This is a genomic window from Cryptosporangium aurantiacum (assembly GCF_900143005.1).
GTDB classification, from domain to species: Bacteria; Actinomycetota; Actinomycetes; order Mycobacteriales; family Cryptosporangiaceae; genus Cryptosporangium; species Cryptosporangium aurantiacum.
On record NZ_FRCS01000011.1, the window covers coordinates 240,823 to 260,223 of the forward strand.

Annotated in this window: 18 protein-coding genes; 14 read left to right on the forward strand and 4 right to left on the reverse strand. The window is 71.5% G+C overall.

Features of this window, described 5'->3' with window-relative positions:
• Together BUB75_RS31275 and BUB75_RS31280 are read left to right on the forward strand one after the other, a co-directional pair.
• Positions 1-1,188, forward strand: a complete 1,188-nt coding sequence (locus BUB75_RS31275) for an MFS transporter (RefSeq protein WP_073261933.1) — start codon at positions 1-3, stop codon at positions 1,186-1,188.
• A 99-nt stretch (positions 1,189-1,287) separates the two neighbouring features.
• On the forward strand, positions 1,288-1,947 hold the full coding sequence (locus BUB75_RS31280; protein ID WP_073261935.1) for an HD domain-containing protein: 660 nt from the start codon (positions 1,288-1,290) through the stop codon (positions 1,945-1,947).
• Between the two features lie 163 nt (positions 1,948-2,110).
• Here the strand turns inward: BUB75_RS31280 and BUB75_RS31285 are convergent, their stop codons facing one another.
• Genes BUB75_RS31285 through BUB75_RS31300 form a run of 4 tightly spaced genes read right to left on the reverse strand, consistent with a single transcriptional unit; the run spans position 2,111 to position 8,241 of the window.
• Positions 2,111-3,562, reverse strand: a complete 1,452-nt coding sequence (locus BUB75_RS31285; protein ID WP_073261937.1) for a class I adenylate-forming enzyme family protein — start codon at positions 3,560-3,562, stop codon at positions 2,111-2,113.
• Positions 3,552-4,265: an ABC transporter ATP-binding protein gene (locus tag BUB75_RS31290; protein WP_073261939.1), complete on the reverse strand. Its 714-nt coding sequence runs from the start codon at positions 4,263-4,265 to the stop codon at positions 3,552-3,554. Before BUB75_RS31290 ends, BUB75_RS31285 begins: the two co-directional genes overlap by 11 nt.
• Entirely contained in the window at positions 4,262-6,991 is a 2,730-nt protein-coding gene (locus tag BUB75_RS31295) for a branched-chain amino acid ABC transporter permease/ATP-binding protein (protein WP_073261942.1), read from the reverse strand. Before BUB75_RS31295 ends, BUB75_RS31290 begins: the two co-directional genes overlap by 4 nt.
• On the reverse strand, positions 6,991-8,241 hold the full coding sequence (locus BUB75_RS31300) for an ABC transporter substrate-binding protein (RefSeq protein ID WP_143175515.1): 1,251 nt from the start codon (positions 8,239-8,241) through the stop codon (positions 6,991-6,993). Before BUB75_RS31300 ends, BUB75_RS31295 begins: the two co-directional genes overlap by 1 nt.
• 291 nt (positions 8,242-8,532) lie before the next feature.
• Here BUB75_RS31300 and BUB75_RS31305 point away from each other — a divergent pair, with 291 nt between their 5' ends.
• Genes BUB75_RS31305 through BUB75_RS31360 form a run of 12 tightly spaced genes read left to right on the forward strand, consistent with a single transcriptional unit; the run spans position 8,533 to position 19,320 of the window.
• Positions 8,533-9,750 (forward strand): CaiB/BaiF CoA transferase family protein, encoded by a 1,218-nt coding sequence (locus BUB75_RS31305; RefSeq protein WP_073261946.1) that lies wholly within the window; start codon positions 8,533-8,535, stop codon positions 9,748-9,750.
• Positions 9,751-9,773: 23 nt separating this feature from the next.
• Positions 9,774-10,130: a Zn-ribbon domain-containing OB-fold protein gene (locus BUB75_RS31310; protein ID WP_218617871.1), complete on the forward strand. Its 357-nt coding sequence runs from the start codon at positions 9,774-9,776 to the stop codon at positions 10,128-10,130.
• A complete protein-coding gene (locus BUB75_RS31315) occupies positions 10,123-11,319 on the forward strand; it encodes a thiolase family protein (RefSeq protein WP_073261950.1) in 1,197 nt (398 codons plus the stop codon). Before BUB75_RS31310 ends, BUB75_RS31315 begins: the two co-directional genes overlap by 8 nt.
• On the forward strand, positions 11,313-12,767 hold the full coding sequence (locus tag BUB75_RS31320; RefSeq protein WP_073261952.1) for an aldehyde dehydrogenase family protein: 1,455 nt from the start codon (positions 11,313-11,315) through the stop codon (positions 12,765-12,767). Before BUB75_RS31315 ends, BUB75_RS31320 begins: the two co-directional genes overlap by 7 nt.
• A gap of 11 nt (positions 12,768-12,778) precedes the next feature.
• Complete coding sequence (locus BUB75_RS31325; protein ID WP_073261954.1) at positions 12,779-13,978, forward strand: amidohydrolase family protein; 1,200 nt, start codon at positions 12,779-12,781, stop codon at positions 13,976-13,978.
• Positions 13,978-14,169, forward strand: coding sequence for a ferredoxin (locus BUB75_RS31330; protein ID WP_073261956.1), 192 nt, complete (start codon positions 13,978-13,980; stop codon positions 14,167-14,169). The genes BUB75_RS31325 and BUB75_RS31330 overlap by 1 nt, the downstream gene beginning before the upstream one ends.
• Before the next feature lie 3 nt (positions 14,170-14,172).
• A complete protein-coding gene (locus BUB75_RS31335) occupies positions 14,173-14,934 on the forward strand; it encodes an SDR family NAD(P)-dependent oxidoreductase (protein ID WP_073261958.1) in 762 nt (253 codons plus the stop codon).
• Positions 14,931-16,175, forward strand: coding sequence for a cytochrome P450 (locus BUB75_RS31340; protein WP_073261960.1), 1,245 nt, complete (start codon positions 14,931-14,933; stop codon positions 16,173-16,175). The genes BUB75_RS31335 and BUB75_RS31340 overlap by 4 nt, the downstream gene beginning before the upstream one ends.
• A complete protein-coding gene (locus tag BUB75_RS31345) occupies positions 16,172-16,600 on the forward strand; it encodes a nitroreductase family deazaflavin-dependent oxidoreductase (RefSeq protein ID WP_073261962.1) in 429 nt (142 codons plus the stop codon). The genes BUB75_RS31340 and BUB75_RS31345 overlap by 4 nt, the downstream gene beginning before the upstream one ends.
• Positions 16,597-17,310, forward strand: coding sequence for a TetR/AcrR family transcriptional regulator (locus BUB75_RS31350; protein ID WP_073261964.1), 714 nt, complete (start codon positions 16,597-16,599; stop codon positions 17,308-17,310). The genes BUB75_RS31345 and BUB75_RS31350 overlap by 4 nt, the downstream gene beginning before the upstream one ends.
• The gene (locus tag BUB75_RS31355) at positions 17,276-18,331 is read left to right on the forward strand and encodes a phosphotransferase family protein (RefSeq protein WP_073261966.1); all 1,056 of its coding nucleotides are present in this window, start codon (positions 17,276-17,278) and stop codon (positions 18,329-18,331) included. Before BUB75_RS31350 ends, BUB75_RS31355 begins: the two co-directional genes overlap by 35 nt.
• Positions 18,331-19,320 (forward strand): phosphotransferase family protein, encoded by a 990-nt coding sequence (locus tag BUB75_RS31360; protein WP_073261968.1) that lies wholly within the window; start codon positions 18,331-18,333, stop codon positions 19,318-19,320. The genes BUB75_RS31355 and BUB75_RS31360 overlap by 1 nt, the downstream gene beginning before the upstream one ends.
• Positions 19,321-19,401: the final 81 nt, after the last annotated feature.

Below are 19,401 nucleotides of genomic sequence, written 5' to 3' on the forward strand. Positions count from 1 at the left end.
GTGGCGAACACGCTCGCGGACACCGACGACAGACAGGGGCTCGGCGACGCGCGCCCCGGGCTGCTGATCCTGGCGCTGGCGGTGTTCGCCGGTGTGACGACCGAGGTGCTGCCGGTCGGTCTGCTGCCCACGATCAGCCGGACGTTCGCGGTGAGCGAGTCCACGACCGGTCTGCTGGTCAGCCTCTATGCCGGGCTCGTCGCGGTGCTGGCGGTCCCGCTCACGCTGGTGACGCGGCGCATCCCCCGCAAGCGGCTGCTGCTGATCGCGACCGGCATCTTCGCGGTGAGCAACGCCCTGTCCGCGATCGCGTCGAGCCTTGCCGTCCTCGCCGTCGCCAGAGCGCTCGGCGGCGCCACCCACGCGGTGTTCTTCTCGCTCTGCATCGGTTACGCCGCGCGTCTGGTGCCTCCGGCCAAGACCGGTAAGGCGCTCGCCCTCGCCTCCACCGGCATCTCGGCGGGTTTTGTTCTCGGTGTGCCGCTGGCAACCGCGCTCGGTAACGCGGTCGGCTGGCGGGGCTCGTTCGCCGCCCTCGCGGCGCTGATGACACTGACCCTCGTGCTCATCGCGATCACGCTGCCCGCCGTCGACGCACCGGTGACCCGGCAGGCGGGGGCACCGGGCGGCCGGCGGCGGCTGCTCGCCGCGGTCAGCTCGAACGCGCTGCTCTACACCGGCCACAACACGCTCTACACGTACGTATCGGTGCTCCTGCTGCGCGCGGGAGCCACCCCGGACGCGATCGGGCTGATCCTGCTGCTCTTCGGCGGCCTCGGCCTGGTCGGGGTCTCGCTGGCCGGTCCGCAACTCGATCGGCGCTTCCGCCACACCGCGCTCGCGGTTCTCGTCGTCCTCGGATTCGGGATCCTCGGAACCGGCGCGGCCTTCCCGTCGCTGGTACTGGTGATCGCCGCGGGCGCGGTCTGGAACGGCGCGTTCGGCCCGACCGCGTCGATCTACCAGACCGCTGCGGTCCGCACCGAGGCCACGACCGCCGAGCTCGCCGGCGCCTGGATCGTCGCCACGAGCAACGTCGGCATCGCCGCGGGCGCCGCGCTCGGCGGCGTCGTCCTGGAATCCGCGGGCATCCGCGCGGTGGCCTGGGCGGCAGCGTCGACGGTCGCGCTCGCGGCCGTGGTCGTGGTGGTCGCCCGCGGCGCCTTCCCGACCCGCTCGGCCCACTGACCCGGCCGGCCGACTGACCCGCTCGGCTGACTGACCTGGCCCGGCGGCGGGCACCGGCGCCGCGGGGACGAGCGTCGCGGGCGCCGTAGGGTGAGGCACATGGACGACCCGGGCCTGCTGATCGACCGCAACCCACTGCCCGACGACCTCGACGAACGGCTCCGGCAGCAGCTGACGTTCATCGCGGAGGTCGACCGGCTCAAGACGATCCTGCGCGCCTCACCGCTCGCGGCGGCCGAGCGGCGCGAGAATGACGCCGAGCACTCGTGGCACCTCGCGCTCATGGTGATGCTGCTGTCCGAGTACGCCGACGAGCCGATCGACGTCGGCCACGCGATGCGGCTCGTCGTCGTGCACGATCTGGTGGAAATTTACGCGGGCGACAGCCCGGTGTTCGACGCTGCTGCCGTCGTCGACCAGCGGGAACGCGAGGAGGCCGCGGCCGACCGGCTGTTCGCATTGCTGCCGGACGACCAGGCGACGTACGTCCGGGCGCTGTGGGACGAGTTCGAGGCCGCGAAGACACCCGAGGCGCGGTTCTGCAAGGCGATGGACCGGCTCGAGCCGATGCTGCTCAACTGGCTCGACCGGGGCGGCACGTGGCAGATGCCCGGTGCGACCGAAGCCGCGGTGCGGGCCAGGGAGGCCGGTGTCGTCGCCGCGTCGACGACGCTGGGCGCGGCGACGAACCGGCTGGTCGAGGAGGGGCTACGGCGAGGCTGGATCCGCTCCGACCGCCCCACCCGAAGCCCCGCCTGACCCGCTCCGGGGACGCCCCACCGGTCCGCCGAGGCCGCGCGGCCCGCTGGATGACGGGTTCTGGGCCTCTAACAGGTCCTTAGAGGCCAGTTTCGCGTGCCTCAGCGGCGGGCGTCCGGTGGTGGAGCGCGCCGCGCTCGTCGTCGGCACCCCAGCGGCCCCATCACGCCTCCCGGGCCGCGACCAGCGCGCCGCGGTTGACCTTCGTCGCCTCGCTCCGCGGGACCGCGTCGACGATCTCGACCGTCTTCGGCACCTTGTACGCCGCGATGCGGCTCTTGGCGTACGCGATGATCTCTCCCGTCTCCGGGGGTGCGGAGGCGTCGGACGGTTGGATGATCGCGTGCACCCGGCGCCCCCACTCCGGGTCCCGAAGACCGATGACGACGACGTCAGCGACGCCGGGATGATCGATCAGCGCGGCCTCGACCTCCGCGGGGTAGACGTTCGCGCCGCCGGTGATGATCATGTCCACCCGCCGGTCCACCAGGTGCAGGTAACCGTCCTCGTCGAGGAACCCGAGGTCACCGGCGGTCTTGAAGCCGTCGGCGGTCTCCTTGAGCTGCGGCACCGGGCCCAGGTAGTGCGACGACGCCGGAAACGAGGAACGCAGGTAGATCTCGCCGATGGCGCCCGGGGGTTGCTCGGCGCCGTCGGAGTCCAGGATGCGCACCTCGGTACCGCGGATGCCCCGCCCGACCGTGCCCTGGTGGGTCATCCACTCGTCGCCGCGGATCGCGGTCAGCCCGAGGCCTTCGGTCATGCCGTAGGCCATGTAGATCTTCTCGGCGCCGACCAGCCCGGCCCAGCGGTGCACCAGCGAGGCCGGCATCGGCGCCGCCCCCTGGGTGATCCAGACGAGGCTCGCGAGGTCGGCGGCGTCGATGCCGGGCAGGTCGGCGATCCGCTTGAGCATCGTCGGGGTCGCGGTGAAGTTCGTGACGCGCAGCCGCTCGATCGCGTCGGCGATCCGCGTCGCGTCGAACTTCTCGCAGACGATCAGCTGGTCACCGGCGAGCAGGTTGTGCAGCGGCGCGAACCCGTTGGTGTGGTACATCGGCGCCGGGACCAGGATCGTCTGCGGCCGCGGCACCGGACCCCAGGCATCGGCGAGCGGACTGGCGAGCAGCGGGCTGTAGTAGCCGGGCCGGTCGCTGACGATCACCTTGGGCGTACCGGTCGAGCCACTGCTGCAGATGCCGTTGAGCTGCGGCGAGACGACGTCGGGCAGGTCCGGCGCGGGGCCGGGCGTCGAGAGCCAGGACAGATCGTCCGGTCCGAGGTAGAGCCGGGGCGCGATCACCTCCCGGAGCCGTTCCAACTCCCAGTCCGGCACGTCCCAGCGCACCGGCACCGGTACCGCGCCGAGCTTCCAGGCGGCGAGCACGCTCAGCACGAACTCCGGCGAGTTGCGCAACCCGATGCCCAGCCGGTCGCCGTGCGCGAGCCCGCGGTCGGCGAACGCGCCGGCGAGCCGCGAGGAGCGGTCGTGCAGCTCGGGCCAGGTGAACGTCGGCTCGCTGCCGTCGAGGCACAGCACCCGTAAGGCGGTTCCGGACGGCCGCTCCGCGGCCAACGACGCGATCCGGCGGGCGATGCTGATCTCAACGCTCAAGGGTGCCTCCGAAGTACGCCTGCTCCATCCGATCCCGGTCCGCGGCCAGCTCGCTCGCGGCGCCCTGCAGGGTGATCCGGCCCCGGTTGAGCACGATCGCGTCGTCCGCGAACTCCAGCGCGAGGTCGACGTGCTGCTCGACGAGGACCACCGCGCAGCCGTTCGTGTCCGCGCTCTCCCGGACGGTCCGCAGCAGCGTCTCGACGATCTGCGGCGCCAGACCCATGCTCAGCTCGTCGACCAGCAGCACCTTGGGCTGTTGGATCAGCGCCCTGGCCATCGCGAGCATCTGCTGTTCACCGCCCGACAGCGATTCGGCGGCCAGGCCGATCCGGGGGCGCAGCGCCGGAAAGACGTCCAGCAGGTCGCTCGGTGTGGGCCCGCCACGGCGGGCCGCGACCTGCAGGTTCTCCCGGACGGTGAGGCCGGTGAACAGGCAGCGGTCGTCCGGTACCAGGACGACGCCCGCCCGGCTGGCGGCGCGCGGACGCCCGGACCGCACCGGCTCGCCGTCGACCCGGACCTCCCCGTCGGCGAGCGGGAGCACACCGGCGAGCGTCAGCAGCAGCGTGGTCTTGCCCGCGCCGTTGGCGCCGACCAGCGCGAGGATCCGGCCGCTCTCCAGCGACAGGTCGAGCTCGCGGAACACCGTGCTGATGCCCCGCCCGCCGGTCAGGCCCGTGCACTCCAACCGTGGATTCATTCCGCCACCGCCTCGTGGACGCGTCCCAGGTAGGCCGCGACGACGGCCCGATCGGCGCGGATCTCCTCCGGGGTGCCCGCGGCGATCGTGTGTCCGAAGTCGAGCACGTAGACGCGATCGCAGACGTCGAGCACGAGCGAGACGTCGTGGTCGACGAGGAGCACGCCGGCGCCGCTGTCCCGCGCGATCGCCCGGATCCGTTCGCCGAGCCGCCGGCTCTCGGTGCTGTCCAGACCCGCGGCCGGCTCGTCGAGCAGCACCACCCGGGGCCGGGCGGCGCAGGCGCGGGCGAGCGAGACGAGTTGGCGTTCGCCCTGGCTGAGGTCCTCGGCGACCCGATCGGCCAGGTGCCCGATGCCGACGACGTCCAGGGCCTCCGCGACGGCCGCCGAGCGCGATCCGCTGTGCACCGCGATGCCGACGTTCTCCTCGACGGTGAGGTCGTCGTGCAGCTCCAGGGCCTGGAACGTGCGGCCGAGGCCCCGGCGGGCCCGGACGTGCGGTGCCAGGCCGTCGATCGAGGTTCCGTCGAGCCGGACCGTGCCGGACGCGCGAGCGAAGCCGGTCAACGCGTCGATGACGCTGGTCTTACCCGCACCGTTCGGCCCGATCAACCCGACGACTTCTCCGGACGCCACCCGGATCGCGAAGTCCTCCACGGCCGTGACCCCGCCGTACCGCACGGTCAGCCCCGAGACCTCGAGCCGCGGCCCGCCTCCAGGCCCGACGGCCCCGAGCCCGGCCCCGCGCGCAGCCCCGAGCCCGGCGTCGGACGTAGCTGCGGGCGCGGCGGCTCGGCGGCGGCCGAAGCGGCGGCGGACGCGTTCCACCAGGTCGTGACCGCCACCGGCCAGCCCTTCGGGGTTGGTCAGCAGCACCGCGATCAACCCGAGGCCGCTGACCACCTGGTACCAGTCCCCCAGGTGCACCCACCGGTCCATCGCGATCGCCGTGATGCCCCCGGCCGCCATCACCCCGGCCAGCACCCCGCCGTACACCGACGTGATGCCGGCCAGGTACGCGGTGGACAGCAGCGCGAGCCCGGCCAGCGTCGTGAACGAATCGAACGTGACGACGCTCTGCCGGTAGGCCAGCAGACACCCGCCGATCCCCGCGATGAACGATGCCAACCCGAACGCGAGGATCTTGACCCGCACCACGTCGACGCCGATGCCCGCGGCGGAGCGCTCGTTGGCCCGCACCGCCAGCATCGCCGAACCCAGCCCGCTCATCCGCAGCTTCGCGACACCCCAGGCCGTGACGACCAGCACGAACAGACAGAGCAGCCCGAACGGCAACCGCGGGAACTCCTCTCCGGTCCCGACGCTCAGGTCGAGGCCGAACAGCGTCGGCTGGGTCACGCGCGCGCCGCTGGTGCCGACCAGGTCGGTGTTGCGGAACCAGGCCGCCTCGATCGCGTACGCGAGCGCGAGCGTCACGATGCCGAGCGACAGCCCGCGCAACCGCAGCGCGGGTAGCCCGACGACCACCCCGACGACCGTGGCGACGGCCGCCGCCAGCAACGGCGCGATCGGGAACGGCAGGTCGCTGAGCGCGCTGAGGACAAACGCGGCGGTGCCGGCCAGCGCGAGCTGCGCGAGCGACACCTGCCCGGCGTACCCGGTCACGACCACCAGCGAGAGCCCGATCACGGCCAGGATGAACGTCGCGATCACCGCGCTGCGCCAGGTGCCCTCGGTGAAGACCAGCGCGACGACGCCGAGCGCCGTACCCGCGACCGTCGGCACGACGAGCCCCCGTGGACGCCCGGCACGCCCCAGCCGTTGCCGCAGCAGCTGCCCGCGCGCCGGAATGCCCCGGCGGGTGTACAGCAGCGCGACCAGGATGACCGCCAGCGGGATCAACGCGGCCGAACCGGCCTGCGGCATCCATGAGTGCTCCGCCGCCAGCGTCAGCGCTTCGGACTGCAGCATGCCGATCGCCAGCCCGGCCAGCACGGTCGGTACCAGGTGCTGGAAGCCGCCGACCACGGCCGCCGCCAGCGCCGGGACGATGAACAGCGTGTAGGTGCCGGGCGTCAGCGGGGTCAGCGGTGCGATCAGGATGCCGGCCGCCCCGGCGACGGTGGCGCTGAGCATCCAGTTGGCCAGCGCCACCCGGTCGGTGGAAACCCCGGAGAGGTAGGCACCGAGCCGGGTCTCGGCCGTCGCCCTGGTCAGCAGCCCGAACCGGGTGTACCGGAACGCCAGCGTCAGGACGACGGTCAGCACGAGCACCGACACCGCCAGCCAGAAGCGGTCGGAGAGCACGGTGAGCGATCCGAGTTCCCAGCGGGAGGCCGGGAAGATCGCCTCGACGCTCACCGGCGCGCCGCCGAGCCGGATCGCCAGCAGCGCCTGGATGACGACCAGCACCCCCAGCGACGCGACGGCCTGGGCCAGCGGCGGCGCGGCCCGCAGCGGCCGGAACACCGCCGCGTACAGCAGCGCCCCGAGCCCCGCGCCCACCAGCAGCGCCAGCACGACCGCGGGCATCAGCCCCCACGGCTGTCCGATGTCGACCGTGGGCGGCAGGCCGGGCACGACGAGCACGAGCAGCTCACCGTCGCGGAGCCCGGCGTAGACGTACGCGACGGTCAGCGCGACCGCACCGGTGGCGAAGTTGATCACCCCGGAGCTGCGGAACGTCAGCACCAGGGCCAGCGCCAGCGCCGCGAAGACGGCGCCGTTCCCGAGCCCGAGCAGCAGCGCGGCGAGGTGACTCATCACGAGCCCGCAGGCTCGGTGCCGCGCGCGTCGTACTTCTCGGGTTTGCCCTTCTCGTCGAGCGTCGCGATCAGGCCGCCGCGCAGGCACACGGCCGGCGTCGCGGGGTAGAAGGAGCCGTTGCACTGGAACGTCAGCGGCTGGGCTCCGGGCATCTCGGCCTTGGGCGCCGCCTTGATCGCCGCGGTGACCGACTGCGGCGTGACCTCGCCGGTGAGGTTCTGCAGGGCGGCGTGGAACGCGGTGATCGTCGAGAACAGCGACATCCCGGCGGGCGAGCCCAGATCGATGTCCTTGCCGTAGGTGGCGGCCACGGCCTCGTAGAGCTGCATCGACGGGTTGTCGGTTCCCAGTGGCGTCGCCGCGGAGACCGTCATGCCCTCGAGCTGGTCCTTCGGGGTCGCTTTGCGGGTGGCGTCGGTGATGCAGGGACCCGCCGCGTGGATCTTGCCGGTGAAGCCGACCGCGCGGAGGCCGCTGAACGCGGCGACGCAGAACGAGTCGTTGCCGACCACGTGGACGATGCCCGGATCACCCTTCGCGAGCTTCTGCAGCTGCGGGGTCATGTCGGCGGTGTCGAGCGGCACCGCGATCACCGTGTGCTCGATCCCGGCCTTGGCGTAGACCGGCGGCGCGACGGTCGAGTACAGGCCCACGGCCGTCGGCACGTCGACCACGATCGTCGTCACGGTCTTCTCGTCCGCGTCCTTGGCCAGCTCGATCGGGAGCGTGACGTTGGCGAAGACCGGGTCGCTCAGCACGAACGTGGACTTGGCGTCCCGCAGTACCGGGGCGTCGCTCGCGGCGAAGAGCATGGTCGGGATGCCGGCGGCGTGCAGCGGATCCCAGACGCTCTCGGCGACCGACGTCGAGCCGATCACGACGCCGGCCACGCGGTCCTGGATCATCCGGTTGGCGCAGTCGGTGGCCGTGCTCGGGTCGGCGGTGGTGTCGCAGACGAAGAGCTCGATCGGGCGCCCGCCGATGCCGGACTTCCGGGCGTTGAGGTACTTGATCGTCGCCTCCGCGACGTCACGTTCGACGGCTCGCTGGCCGGTCGCGGCCTTGCCGGTCACCACCCCGATCCGGACCGGTTCGCCCTTGGCGGGCGCCGACGGGCCGAGCACCGCGGCGGCGTTCACGGGCTTCTTTGATGTGTCGTCCTCGGCCGCACCGCAGGCGGCGGTGGCGGTCAGCGTGAGTGCGGCGAAAGCCGCGGTCAACAGTCGTCGGGCAGGCTTCATTGCCATAGGTCAGCCACCTCGTCGAGCCGTTTCGGCCCTGCCGACGGCACGACGCCGGGCAGGGAGCTCCCGGGTCGGCAGGCAGGGTGGGGATGAGCGGCTCCGGACGAGCGAACGGGCCGCTACCAGCAACAATCGGCCCGCTACGGGGGCCTCGAGTCAGGCCATGCTCGCAATCGGACGCAGCAAAGTCAACATTTACATTTCTAAAAGTGTTGTGTTCTCTTAACGAGAGCGACGTTCTACATCGCTACCGCACCACGTTCTGCGACAACGCCGACGTAGCGGAGGTGCTCCATGAACTCCCAGATCGATCCAGCATTCGACGGAATCCGTGTCGTCGAGTTGGCGCAGTGGGTCTTCGTCCCGGTTGCCGGCGCGCTGCTGGCCGATTGGGGCGCGGACGTGATCCGGATCGAACGCCCGGAAGGCGACCCCTACCGAGCCCTGTCCACACAGGGCATCGGAGCGGACGCCAACGGGGTGAACCTGTCGGTCGCACTGGCGAACCGCGGCAAGCGTTCGATCGCGATCGACCTGCGGACGGAGGCCGGGCGCGCGGTCCTCGACGACCTGCTGGCCAGCGCGGACGTCTTCCTCACGAACTTCCGTCCCGGCGCGTTACGCCGTCTCGGGCTGGACGCGGAAACCCTCACCGACCGCTACCCCACGCTGATCTACGCCCGCGGCCACGGGTACGGCGTCCGCGGCCCGGACGCCGAGCGGGCCGGCTACGACTCCTCGGCGTTCTGGGCGCGGGGCGGGATGGCGCACGTGCTCACCCCACCGGGCCAGGACTGGCCGCTCAACCAGCGTGGCGCGATGGGCGACCGCAACGGCGCGATGGCGCTCGCGTTCGGCATGGCCGCGGCGCTGCTGCGCCGGGTCCGCACCGGCCGCGGGTCCATCGTGGACGTCTCGCTGCTCGGCACCGCGATGTGGACGCTCTCCTCGGACGTGCTGGCCGCGCTGGCCGGTGGGCAACCGCGCGCGGCCGGTCCGTCCGCGGGCCCGAACCCGGTCGTCGGCGCGTACCGGACCAAGGACGGCCGCCACATCCAGCTGGTCTTCCTCCAGTCCGACCGCTACTGGGCACCGTTCTGCGAATTGTTCGGCCGCGAGGACCTCGCCGCTGACCCCCGGTTCGCCGATCTGGCCGCCCGCGCGGCGAACCGGGAAGCCTGCGTCGCGGAGCTGGAGAAGGAGTTCGAATCCCGGACGTTCGCCGAGTGCAAGGACCTGCTCAGCCGCCTCGACGCCCCGTGGGCACCGGTGCAGGCGGTGGAGGAACTGCTCACCGACCCGCAGGTCGAGGCGAACGGCTACCTGGGTGACGTGCACGTCGACGGCGGCCCGTCCTACCGGTTGCCGACCGTGCCGGTGCAGTTCGACGAGCAGCCGCCGGTGCCCCGCCGCGCGCCCGAACACGGCGAGCACACCGAGGCGATCCTGCTCGAGCTCGGTTACGACTGGGAGCGCATCACCGCACTCCGCGACACCGGGGCGCTGCCCTGATCCCGCCCGGAGGGATCCCGCCGGTGCCGGACGCGCTGTCCACGCCGCACTGGGACGCCGCCGCCCGCGGCGAACTCGCCCTCCCTCGCTGCGGCGACTGCGAGCGGCTCGTGCTGCCGCCCGAACCGGTGTGCCCGCACTGTGGCAGCACCGCGCCCGCCTACACGTACGAGCAGCTCAGCGGCCGGGGCGTGATCCGCTCGTGGACCGTCGTCCGCCGGTCGTTCCTCGGCGAGCCCACCCCCTTCACGCTCGTCGACGTCGAGCTGGCCGAGCAGGCCGACCTCCGGATGATCGGACATCTCGACGGCGAACCACACCCCGGCGCAGCCGTCACCGCCACCTTCCACCACGGCATCCCGGGGTGGTCCCGTGCGTAACACCGTCGCCGTGGTGGGCTACGCCCACAGCCGGGTCGTCCGCCACGCCGAACGACCCCTCGGCGCGATCGCCGTCGAAACCGCAAAAAACGCCATCTCGGACGCCGGTCTCCAGCCCGCCGACATCGACGGTTACGTCACCTCGGCGCTGTTCCCCACGGCAGGCAACCACGCGGTCGTCGACGGCGTCAGCACGGTCTCGGCCGACTGGATGGCGCGCCACCTGCGCACCAAGACCGAGCCCCGCTACGTCGCCGGTTTCCAGGGCATCGGCCAGATCCCCGGCTCGGTGGGGCTCGCGGCCAACGCGCTGGCCGCCGGCGCCGCGGACTACGTCGTCCTGCACCGCGCACTGCACAACCCGCGCGGCAGCTACCACGCGAACCCGATCCGACAGGCCGAAGGCCCGCAGCAGTGGACGGTCCCCCAGGGTTACTTCGGCCCGCTGACGATGATCGCGCTGCCCACGACCGAGTACTTCCACCGCTACGGCGCGAGCCGCGACGACCTGGCGCACGTGGCCGTGGAGGCCCGCAAGAACGGCGCCCGGATCCCCTGGTCCTACTGGTACGGCACGCCGCTGAGCGCAGCGGAGTACACGAACGCCGGACCCCTCACCGACCCGATCTGCCGCTACGACTGCGACTTCCCGGTCGACGGGGTCGCCGCGTTCGTGCTCACCACCGCCGAACGCGCCCGCGACCTGCCGCACCGGCCGGTGTACGTCAGCGGATACGCGACCAGCCCGCCGCCACCGCACCGCCTGCCCCAGCACTGGCCACTCGACGACATCATGGCCGGCGCGGCCGTCACCGTGAACCGGCTCCGGGAACAGACCGGCTGGGGCCCGGACGACATCGACCTGCCGCAGGCGTACGACGGGTTCTCGCCGTTCGTCTGGTTCTGGCTGGAGGCGCTCGGGTTCGCACCCGTCGGCGAGGCGCACCGGTTCGTCGCCGACGGCGGGATCGACAGCGACCGGCTGGGCGCGGTCCCCGCACTCTCCGGCGGTGGCGCGCTCGGGAACGGACGGATGCACGGCATTCCCCAGATGCTCGAGTGCTACCTGCAGCTCTCCGGCCGGGCCGGAAAGCGCCAGCGCGAGACCGCGACCCGTGCGGTGGCCTGCGCGTCCTCCCCTCACTACGGCGGCGCGGTCGCCTACAGCTCCGAGGAGTCACCGTGTTGAGAAGTTCCTACGTCGCCGGCGCCTGGGTCGACGGCGACGAGACGTTCAGCGTCGAGAACCCCGCCGACGAGACCACCGTGACCGAGCTCCCGGCGACCCCGCTGCCCGAGATCGAGCGGGCGATCCTCGAGGCGCGACGCAGCTTCGACCGCGGCGTCTGGGCCGATCTGCCGGTCGCCGAGCGCGCGAAAACCCTGCACGCGTTCTTCGACGCGTTCGCCGCCCACCACGACGCGCTGATCGCCACGATGGTCGCCGAGGCCGGTCAACCGGCCCGGTTCGCCGAGATGGCCCAGTTCCAGGCCGGTCTCGCCGGGGCGCGCGGCACGATCGACCTCTATCTGTCGATGCGGCACGAGGACACCAACCCGGTGCCGATCGACGACCTGGTCCGCGGCCGGGTGGCGCTGTCCGTCCGGCGGCACGAGCCGGTCGGCGTCGTCACGGCGATCACGCCCTACAACGGCGCGATCATCATGGCGCTGCAGAAGCTGGCACCGGCGCTGATGGCGGGCAACTCGGTGATCCTGCGGCCGAGCCCGCTGACCCCGCTGAGCTCGCTGATCTTCGGAGCGGCGGCGGACGCAGCCGGCCTTCCGCCCGGCGTCCTCAGTGTGGTCGTGGAAGGCGGGTCGGCAGGCGCCGAGCTGCTGACGACGCACAAGGCCGTCGACATGGTGTCGTTCACCGGGTCCACGACCGTCGGCCGGGCCATTCTGGCCCAGGCCGCGCCCACCGTGAAGCGGGTGGCGCTCGAGCTCGGCGGCAAATCCGCTCAAATCTATTTGCCGGACGCCGTGGAGCGCGCCGCCGCAGGCGCGATCGCGGTGGTGGCGGCCACCGCCGGTCAGGCCTGCGTCGCCGCGACCCGCATGCTCGTCCCGCAGGACCGCAAGGACGACGTGCTGGACGCCGTCGCCAAGGCGTACGGGGCGCTGCGTGTCGGTCCGCCCGACGATCCGACCGCCGCGCTGGGTCCGGTGATCAACGCGGTGGCCCGGGAGCGCTGCGAGCGGATCGTCGCGGCAGCGGTCGCGGACGGCGCCACGGTGGTCGCCGGTGGGGGCCGCCCGGCCGGGCTGGAGCGCGGCTACTACGTCGAACCGACGGTTCTGGACCTGCCGGACAACGCCAACCCGGCGGCCCAGCAGGAGATCTTCGGGCCGGTCCTCGGGGTGCTGGGTTACCGCGACCTGGACGAGGCGGTGGCGATCGCCAACGACAGCGACTACGGCCTCTCCGGTCAGGTCTACGGCGCCGACACCGCCGCCGCCACCGCTGTCGCCCGTCGGCTGCGCACCGGCGCGGTCAACGTCAACACCGGCATGTACAGCGCGTACGCACCCAGCGGGGGCTACAAGCAGAGCGGCCTCGGCCGCGAGCGGGGCCTAGAAGGCATCCGCGCATTCCAAGAGGTCAAGCACCTCGCCATCGGCGAGCTGAAGTGAGGGAGAACCCCATGGCATCCGAGTACAACCTGGACTGGCTGATCTCCGTCGACGACCACGTGCTCGAGCCGCCGAGGCTCTGGCTGGACCGGCTGCCGAAGAAGGACCACGACCGGGCTCCGCACATGGAGGTCGACGACTCCGGGATGGATTTCTGGGTCTACGACGGCAAGAAGTTCGCCAGCTCGGGGCTGTCGGCCGTGGTGGGCAAGTCCAAGGAGGAGTTCAGCCCGGAGCCGCTGCCGTACAGCGAGATGGCGCCCGGCTGTTACGACGCCACCGCCCGGATCGCGGACATGAACCAGGCAGGCATCCTCGCGTCGCTGTGTTTCCCGACCGTGACGCGGTTCTGCGGGCAGCTGTTCTCCGAGGCCAGCGACCGCGAGTTCGGGTTCACCTGCCTGCAGGCCTACAACGACTGGATGATCGAGGAGTGGTGCGGTGCGGCGCCGGGGCGCTACATCCCGCTGATCCTGATCCCGCTGTGGGACCCGAAGCTGGCCGCGAAGGAGATGGAGCGCTGCGCTGCCAAGGGCGCGACCACGTTCGCGTTCTCCGAGAACACCGAGCCGCTGGGCCTGCCGACGATCCACGACAAGAACCGGTACTGGGATCCGGTGTTCGCCGCGGCCAACGAGCTGCGAATGGTCGCGTCGATGCACGTCGGCTCGTCCTCGCAGCTGCCGCAGATCACCAAGGACGCGCCGTTCATGGCGAACCTGGCCTGGGGTGCGACCCGCACCTCCGGAACCATGCTCGCCTGGCTGTTCAGCGGCCTGTTCCAGCGTTTCCCGAACCTGAAGATCGCGCTCTCGGAGGGGAACATCGGCTGGATGCCGTACTTCCTCGAGCGGGCGGAGCAGGTCTACGACAAGCAGCGGTACTGGGTCCAGCGCGGCGTCACGTTCTCCGACCACGCCGGCACCGACGTCGACCTGAGCGAGCTCAACATCCGGCAGCTGTTCCGTGACCACGTCTACGGCTGCTTCATCGAGGACCAGCACGGCGTCGACAGCATCGACGTGATCGGCGAGGACAACATCATGTGCGAGACCGACTACCCGCACTCGGACTCGACCTGGCCGGACAGCATCGACGTGGTCAAGCGCCTGATCAAGGGGCTCTCGCCGGAGGTGCAGTACAAGGTCCTGCGCGGCAACGCGGAGAAGCTCTACCGGTTCACGCCGGCCGAACCGCCGGTTCTCGGTTGATGACCACGATCGACATCGATCGGGACGTGTGCATCGGCTCCGGGATGTGCGTCGTCGCCGCCCCGGGCGCCTTCGGCCAGGACGACAGCGCGGTGGCCGTTGTCGTGGACCCGGACGGCGAACCGGCCGGAGTGATCGCCGGAGCCGTGGAGGCGTGCCCGACCGGCGCCCTGACCCTGCGGGAGGACTGAGCAATGCTGCTCAACGGCAAGACGGCGATCGTCACCGGCTCCGGTTCCGGGGTCGGGCGCGCGATCGCGCTGCGGTTCGCGTCGGAGGGAGCGCAGGTCGTGTGCGCGGACCTGCGGCTGGACTGGGCGAAGGAGACCGTCCGGCAGGCCGAGTCGGCCGGTGGGACGGCGGTGGCCGTGGAGTGCGACGTCGCGGACGAGCCCTCGGTGGCCCACGTCGTCGACGGCGTCCCGGACCGGTTGGACATCATCGTGAACAACGTCGGGATCGCCACCCCGCGGCCCGGCCTGAAGCTCGAAGAGCACACCGGCGAGGACTTCGAACGACTGGTCGCGGTCAACTTCCGCGGGGTCTTCCACGGCACCAAGCACGGCATTCGCCGGTTCAAGGAGCAGGGCAGTGGTGGGGTCATCCTCAACACCGGTTCGGTGGCCGGGCTGGTCGGCTGGGGTGGCTCGGTGTACGGGGCGACCAAGGGCGCGGTCCACCAGCTGACGCGGGCAGCCGCGATCGAGGGCGCTCCGTTCAAGATCCGGGCCAACGCGCTGGCCCCGGCCGGGATGCCGTACACGAACTTCGCGGCCGGGTTCGGTCTTTCGGGGGACGTAGACGCGCTCGCGCGGCAGGTCGGGGCGCAACACCCGCTGGGCGATCCGATCACCGCCGAGGACTGCGCGGAGGCCGCCGTGTACCTCTGCTCGGACCGGGCCGCGAACGTCACCGGCGTGTTGTTGCCCATCGACGGCGGGTACGTGGCCAAATGACGACCGAAACCTTGGACCGGGACCGCGTCCGTGAGCTGTTCGACCTGCGGGGGGCCTACCTCGCGGCGATGGGCGGCGCGTACACCGACGACCCGTACCCGGTGTGGCACCGCCTGCGCGAAGAGAAAGCGGTGCACGAGGGCACCGTGCACGAACTGACCGGGTACCCCGGGCCGGCGATGTTCTCCGGGTTGCCGTTTCCCGACCGGCCGCACTTCTCGGTGTTCAGTTACGCCGCCTGCGACGAGGCGTACCGCAACCCCGACGTGTTCGCGTCCTCCCCGGAGCCGGTCGACCCCGTGCACGGCGAGCCCGGGGCGCTGAACAGCATGCTCTCGATGGGTGGGGTCCAGCACCGTCGCTACCGGGCGCTGGTGCAGCCCTCGTTCGTGCCTGCCAAGGCCCAGTGGTGGATCCGCAACTGGATCGAGCAGACCGTCCACCTGCTGATCGACGGGTTCGCCGGGGACGGCCGCGCCGAACTCAACGTCGATTTCTGCGCGGCGATCCCGGTGCTGACGATCACCGGCAGCTTCGGCGTACCGGTGGAGCAGGCGCTGGACATCCGGGCCGCGCTGCGCGATCCGCGGCGGATCATCGAGATGATCGCCCCGATCGTGGCCGCGCGCCGCCGCGAACCGAAAGACGACCTGATCAGCATCCTGGTGCAGGCCGAGATGACCGACGAGGACGGCGTCGTGCACCGCCTCTCCGACGCCGAGATCAACTCGTTCGCGTTCCTGCTGCTCGCGGCCGGGTCGGGCACGACGTGGAAGCAGATGGGGATCACGCTCACCGCGCTGCTGCAGCGGCCGTCCGTGCTGGAGGAAGTGCGGCGCGATCGGAAGCTCCTGAAGCCCGCGATCGAGGAATCGCTGCGCTGGATGGCGACCGACCCGATGTTCTCCCGGTACGTGATGCGTGACGTCGACTTCCACGGCGTCCGGCTTCCGGCCGGGTCGGTGCTGCACCTGTGTATCGGCGCGGCCAACCGGGACCCGGCGCGGTGGGCCGATCCCGACACCTACGACATCCACCGTCCGCTCCGGGCGTCGTTCGCGTTCGGCGGCGGCGCGCACGTCTGCCTCGGCATGCACGTGGCCAGGGCGGAGATGACCGTGGGGCTGAACGCCCTGCTCGACCGGCTGCCCGGGCTGCGGCTGGACCCCGACGCCGAACCGCCGCGCTTCATCGGCATGTACGAGCGCGGTGCGACCGAGATTCCGGTGGTGTTCTCATGAGTACGTACAAGGCTCCCGACCTCGCTCTCGTCGGCGAGGAACACGTCCGGCGCTACCGGGAGACCGGCGGCGAGGTCGGCTACGAGTGGAACGGCGCCCAGATCCTGCTGCTGACCAGCACCGGCAGGCAGACCGGGCAGCCCCGCACGTCCGCGCTGATCTTCGGCCGCGACGGCGAGGACTACCTGGTCGTCGCGTCCACCGGAGGCGCACCGAGGCACCCGGCCTGGTACCAGAACCTGACCGCGAACCCGGACGCGGAGATCCAGGTCAAGACCGAGCGGCTGCGCGTGCGGGCACGCACGGCTGGCGACGCCGAGAAACCCCGACTGTGGAGGATCATGACCGAGGTCTGGCCCAACTACGACACCTACCAGACGCGCACGAGCCGCGTGATTCCGGTGGTCGTACTCTCGCCTATGTGACGAGTGCCGCGGACAACGGGCCCGCCTGGCTCGACCGGGCCGCCGACCGCTCCCCCGCCGTGCAACGCTCCCGGGACCGCAGCGCCCGCCGGGCCGCAGCGCTGGTGGACGCGGCACACCGCCTGATGACCCGCAAGGGCAGCGCGTTCACCACCCAGGAGCTAGTCAAGGAAGCCGGGGTAGCGCTGCAGACGTTCTACCGGCACTTCGCCGGCAAGGACCAGCTGCTGCTCGCAGTGTTCGAACGGATCATCAGCGAGGAGGCGGCCCGCTCGGCCAGGGCCGCCCGCCGGCTGAAGGACCCGGTGGACCGGCTGCGCCTGCACGTGACCGAGCCGTTCACCAGCCTGCGTGGCCGCCGCAACACGACCCAGGCGCGATTCATGACCGCCGAGCACTGGCGGCTCTACCAACTCTTTCCCGACGAGATGAACCGGGCGCGACAGGCGTACACCGACCTGATCGAGCAGGCGCTCCGCACGGCGACCGCTGCCGGGCGGCTCTCCTCGACCGATCCGGCCAAGGACGCCTGGCTCATCAACCAGCTGGTGACCTCGGCGTACCACCACTTCTCGTTCGCCGAGGACCCGCGACGCGTCGACGAGATCGTCGACCAACTCTGGACGTTCTGCCTGGCCGCCGTGGGCGGCCGGCCCGAGGTGAAGGGACCGACGGATGGGAGGCGCGAGGGTCTTTCCCAAGGGCCGTGATCTGGACGCCACGGCCCGGACGTTAGGGCCGTGGCTCGCCGCCCGGTTGGGCGCCGACGAGGCCACACTGGACAGCTTCAACTACCCGCGCGGTGCCGGGATCTCCAACGAGACGATTCTCTTTCACGCCCGCACGGCCGGACGCAACGAGCGGTACGTACTCCGGGTCGCGCCGCGGCCGGAGTACCAGATGTTTCTCGAACCGCGGTTCCGGATGCAGTACGACCTGCTCACGACGCTCCGCCGGCTGGGAACGGTCCGGGTTCCGGAGCCGCTCTGGTACTGCGAGGACACGTCGCTGCTCGGCCAGGAATTCTTCCTGATGCGCCGTTCCTACGGACGCGTGCCGGTGAGCATCCCGGTCTACAACGCCACCGGCTGGCTCACCGAGGCCACGCCCGCCCAGCGCCGGACGCTCTGGGAGAGCGCGATGCGGCAATTCGCCGCCATCCACCGGGTGCCGCCGTCGGAGGTGGAGTTCGTCGGGGGCGACGGGCTCTCCGGGCAGCTGGACTACTGGTCGGCGTTCGCCTCGTGGGCGCTCGGGGACTCGATTCCACCGCTGGTGCGGCGTCTGCTCGACTGGCTCCGCGACCACCGGCCTTCGCGCGAGGAACCGGGCCTGGCCTGGGGTGACGCCCGGATCGGCAACATGATGTTCGACGACGACTACCACGTCGTCGCGGTCATGGACTGGGAGCAGGCCGCGCTCTGCGACCCGATGGCCGACCTCGGCTGGTGGCTGATGTTCGACGAGATCCACAGCGTCTACAGCGAGGTCCCGCGGCTGGACGGGCTCGGTAGCCGCGCGGAGACCCTGGACGCGTGGCAGGAGCTGACCGGGCGGAAGGTCACCGACCTGCACTGGCACGAGGTCTTCGCGTGCGTCAAAACCGGCCTGCTGGGACTGCACACCCGCCGCTCGATGATCTTCGACGGCGCCGACCGGTCCGCCGCGCCGAGCGCGTTTCTGCAGCGCGCCTGTCACCTGCTCGACCTCGCCGTACCGGAGGAAATCTGATGACGCTCGCGCCCTCGGACGAGGCAGTGGTTCTCTCGCCCACCTGGCTGACGTCGGTGCTCGGCGAGACCGTGGCTGACGTCGTCGTCACACAGCGGTTGGAGACCGTGGCCACCAAGACGCGGTTCACGGTCACCTATGCCTCGGGCGGCGTAGCCGCCTTCTGCGCGAAGGGCTACTTCAATCCGACGCTGCGCCGGGCGCCGACCCGGACCGAGGCCGACTTCTACTCGCTGCTCGCCGAGAAGCTCCCAGTGCGCACGCCACCGTGTGTCCACTCGGCCGTCGACCCCGACACCGGGCACGCGCTGATCCTGATGGAGGACCTGGTCGCCGCCGGCGCCCAGTTCCTCGATCCGCTGATCGGCTACCGTGCCTCGGACGCCGCGGGCACGCTCGACCAGCTCGCGCAACTCCACGCGGCGACCTGGGGATCCCCGAACGCAGCGTTCCCGCCGCGGCTGGCGTCGCTGGCGAACGTCCTGCCTGCCGAGCGGCTCCAGCAGCAACTCGACGACGGCCGCGCGCCCGACCTGCCGCCCTCGGTCCGGCGCGCCGACCGGCTGCTCGCCGCGGTGCGGGCGCTGGCCGCCCCGTCCGGCGACGAGTGCCTGGTGCACGGTGACCTGCACACCGGCAACGTCTACCGGCTGGCCGACGGCAGCCCCGGGCTGATCGACTGGCAGGTCGTCCAGTACGGACGCTGGGCGCTCGACGTCAGCTACCACCTGGCCGCGGTGCTGGACCCCGGCGAGCGGCAGCGTTCCGAGCGTGACCTGCTCGACCACTACCTCGACCGGCTCGGTTCGCACGGCGCCGCACCACCGTCGCGTGAGGACGCCTGGCACGCGTACCGCGCGTCGCTGCCGTACGGCTTCTACCTGTGGGCGATCACCCGCGCGGTGGACCGCCCGGTCATCGAGCACCTCACCGCGCGCCTCGGACAAGCGGTCGCCGACCACCGGAGCTTGGATCTCCTGGGCGTCTAACCCGCGCAACCAATGGTTGCGTCTCGCGCGGTCGCTCTCCGCCTGCCCTGGACGGCTACCCGATCGGCGACCACGACCCCG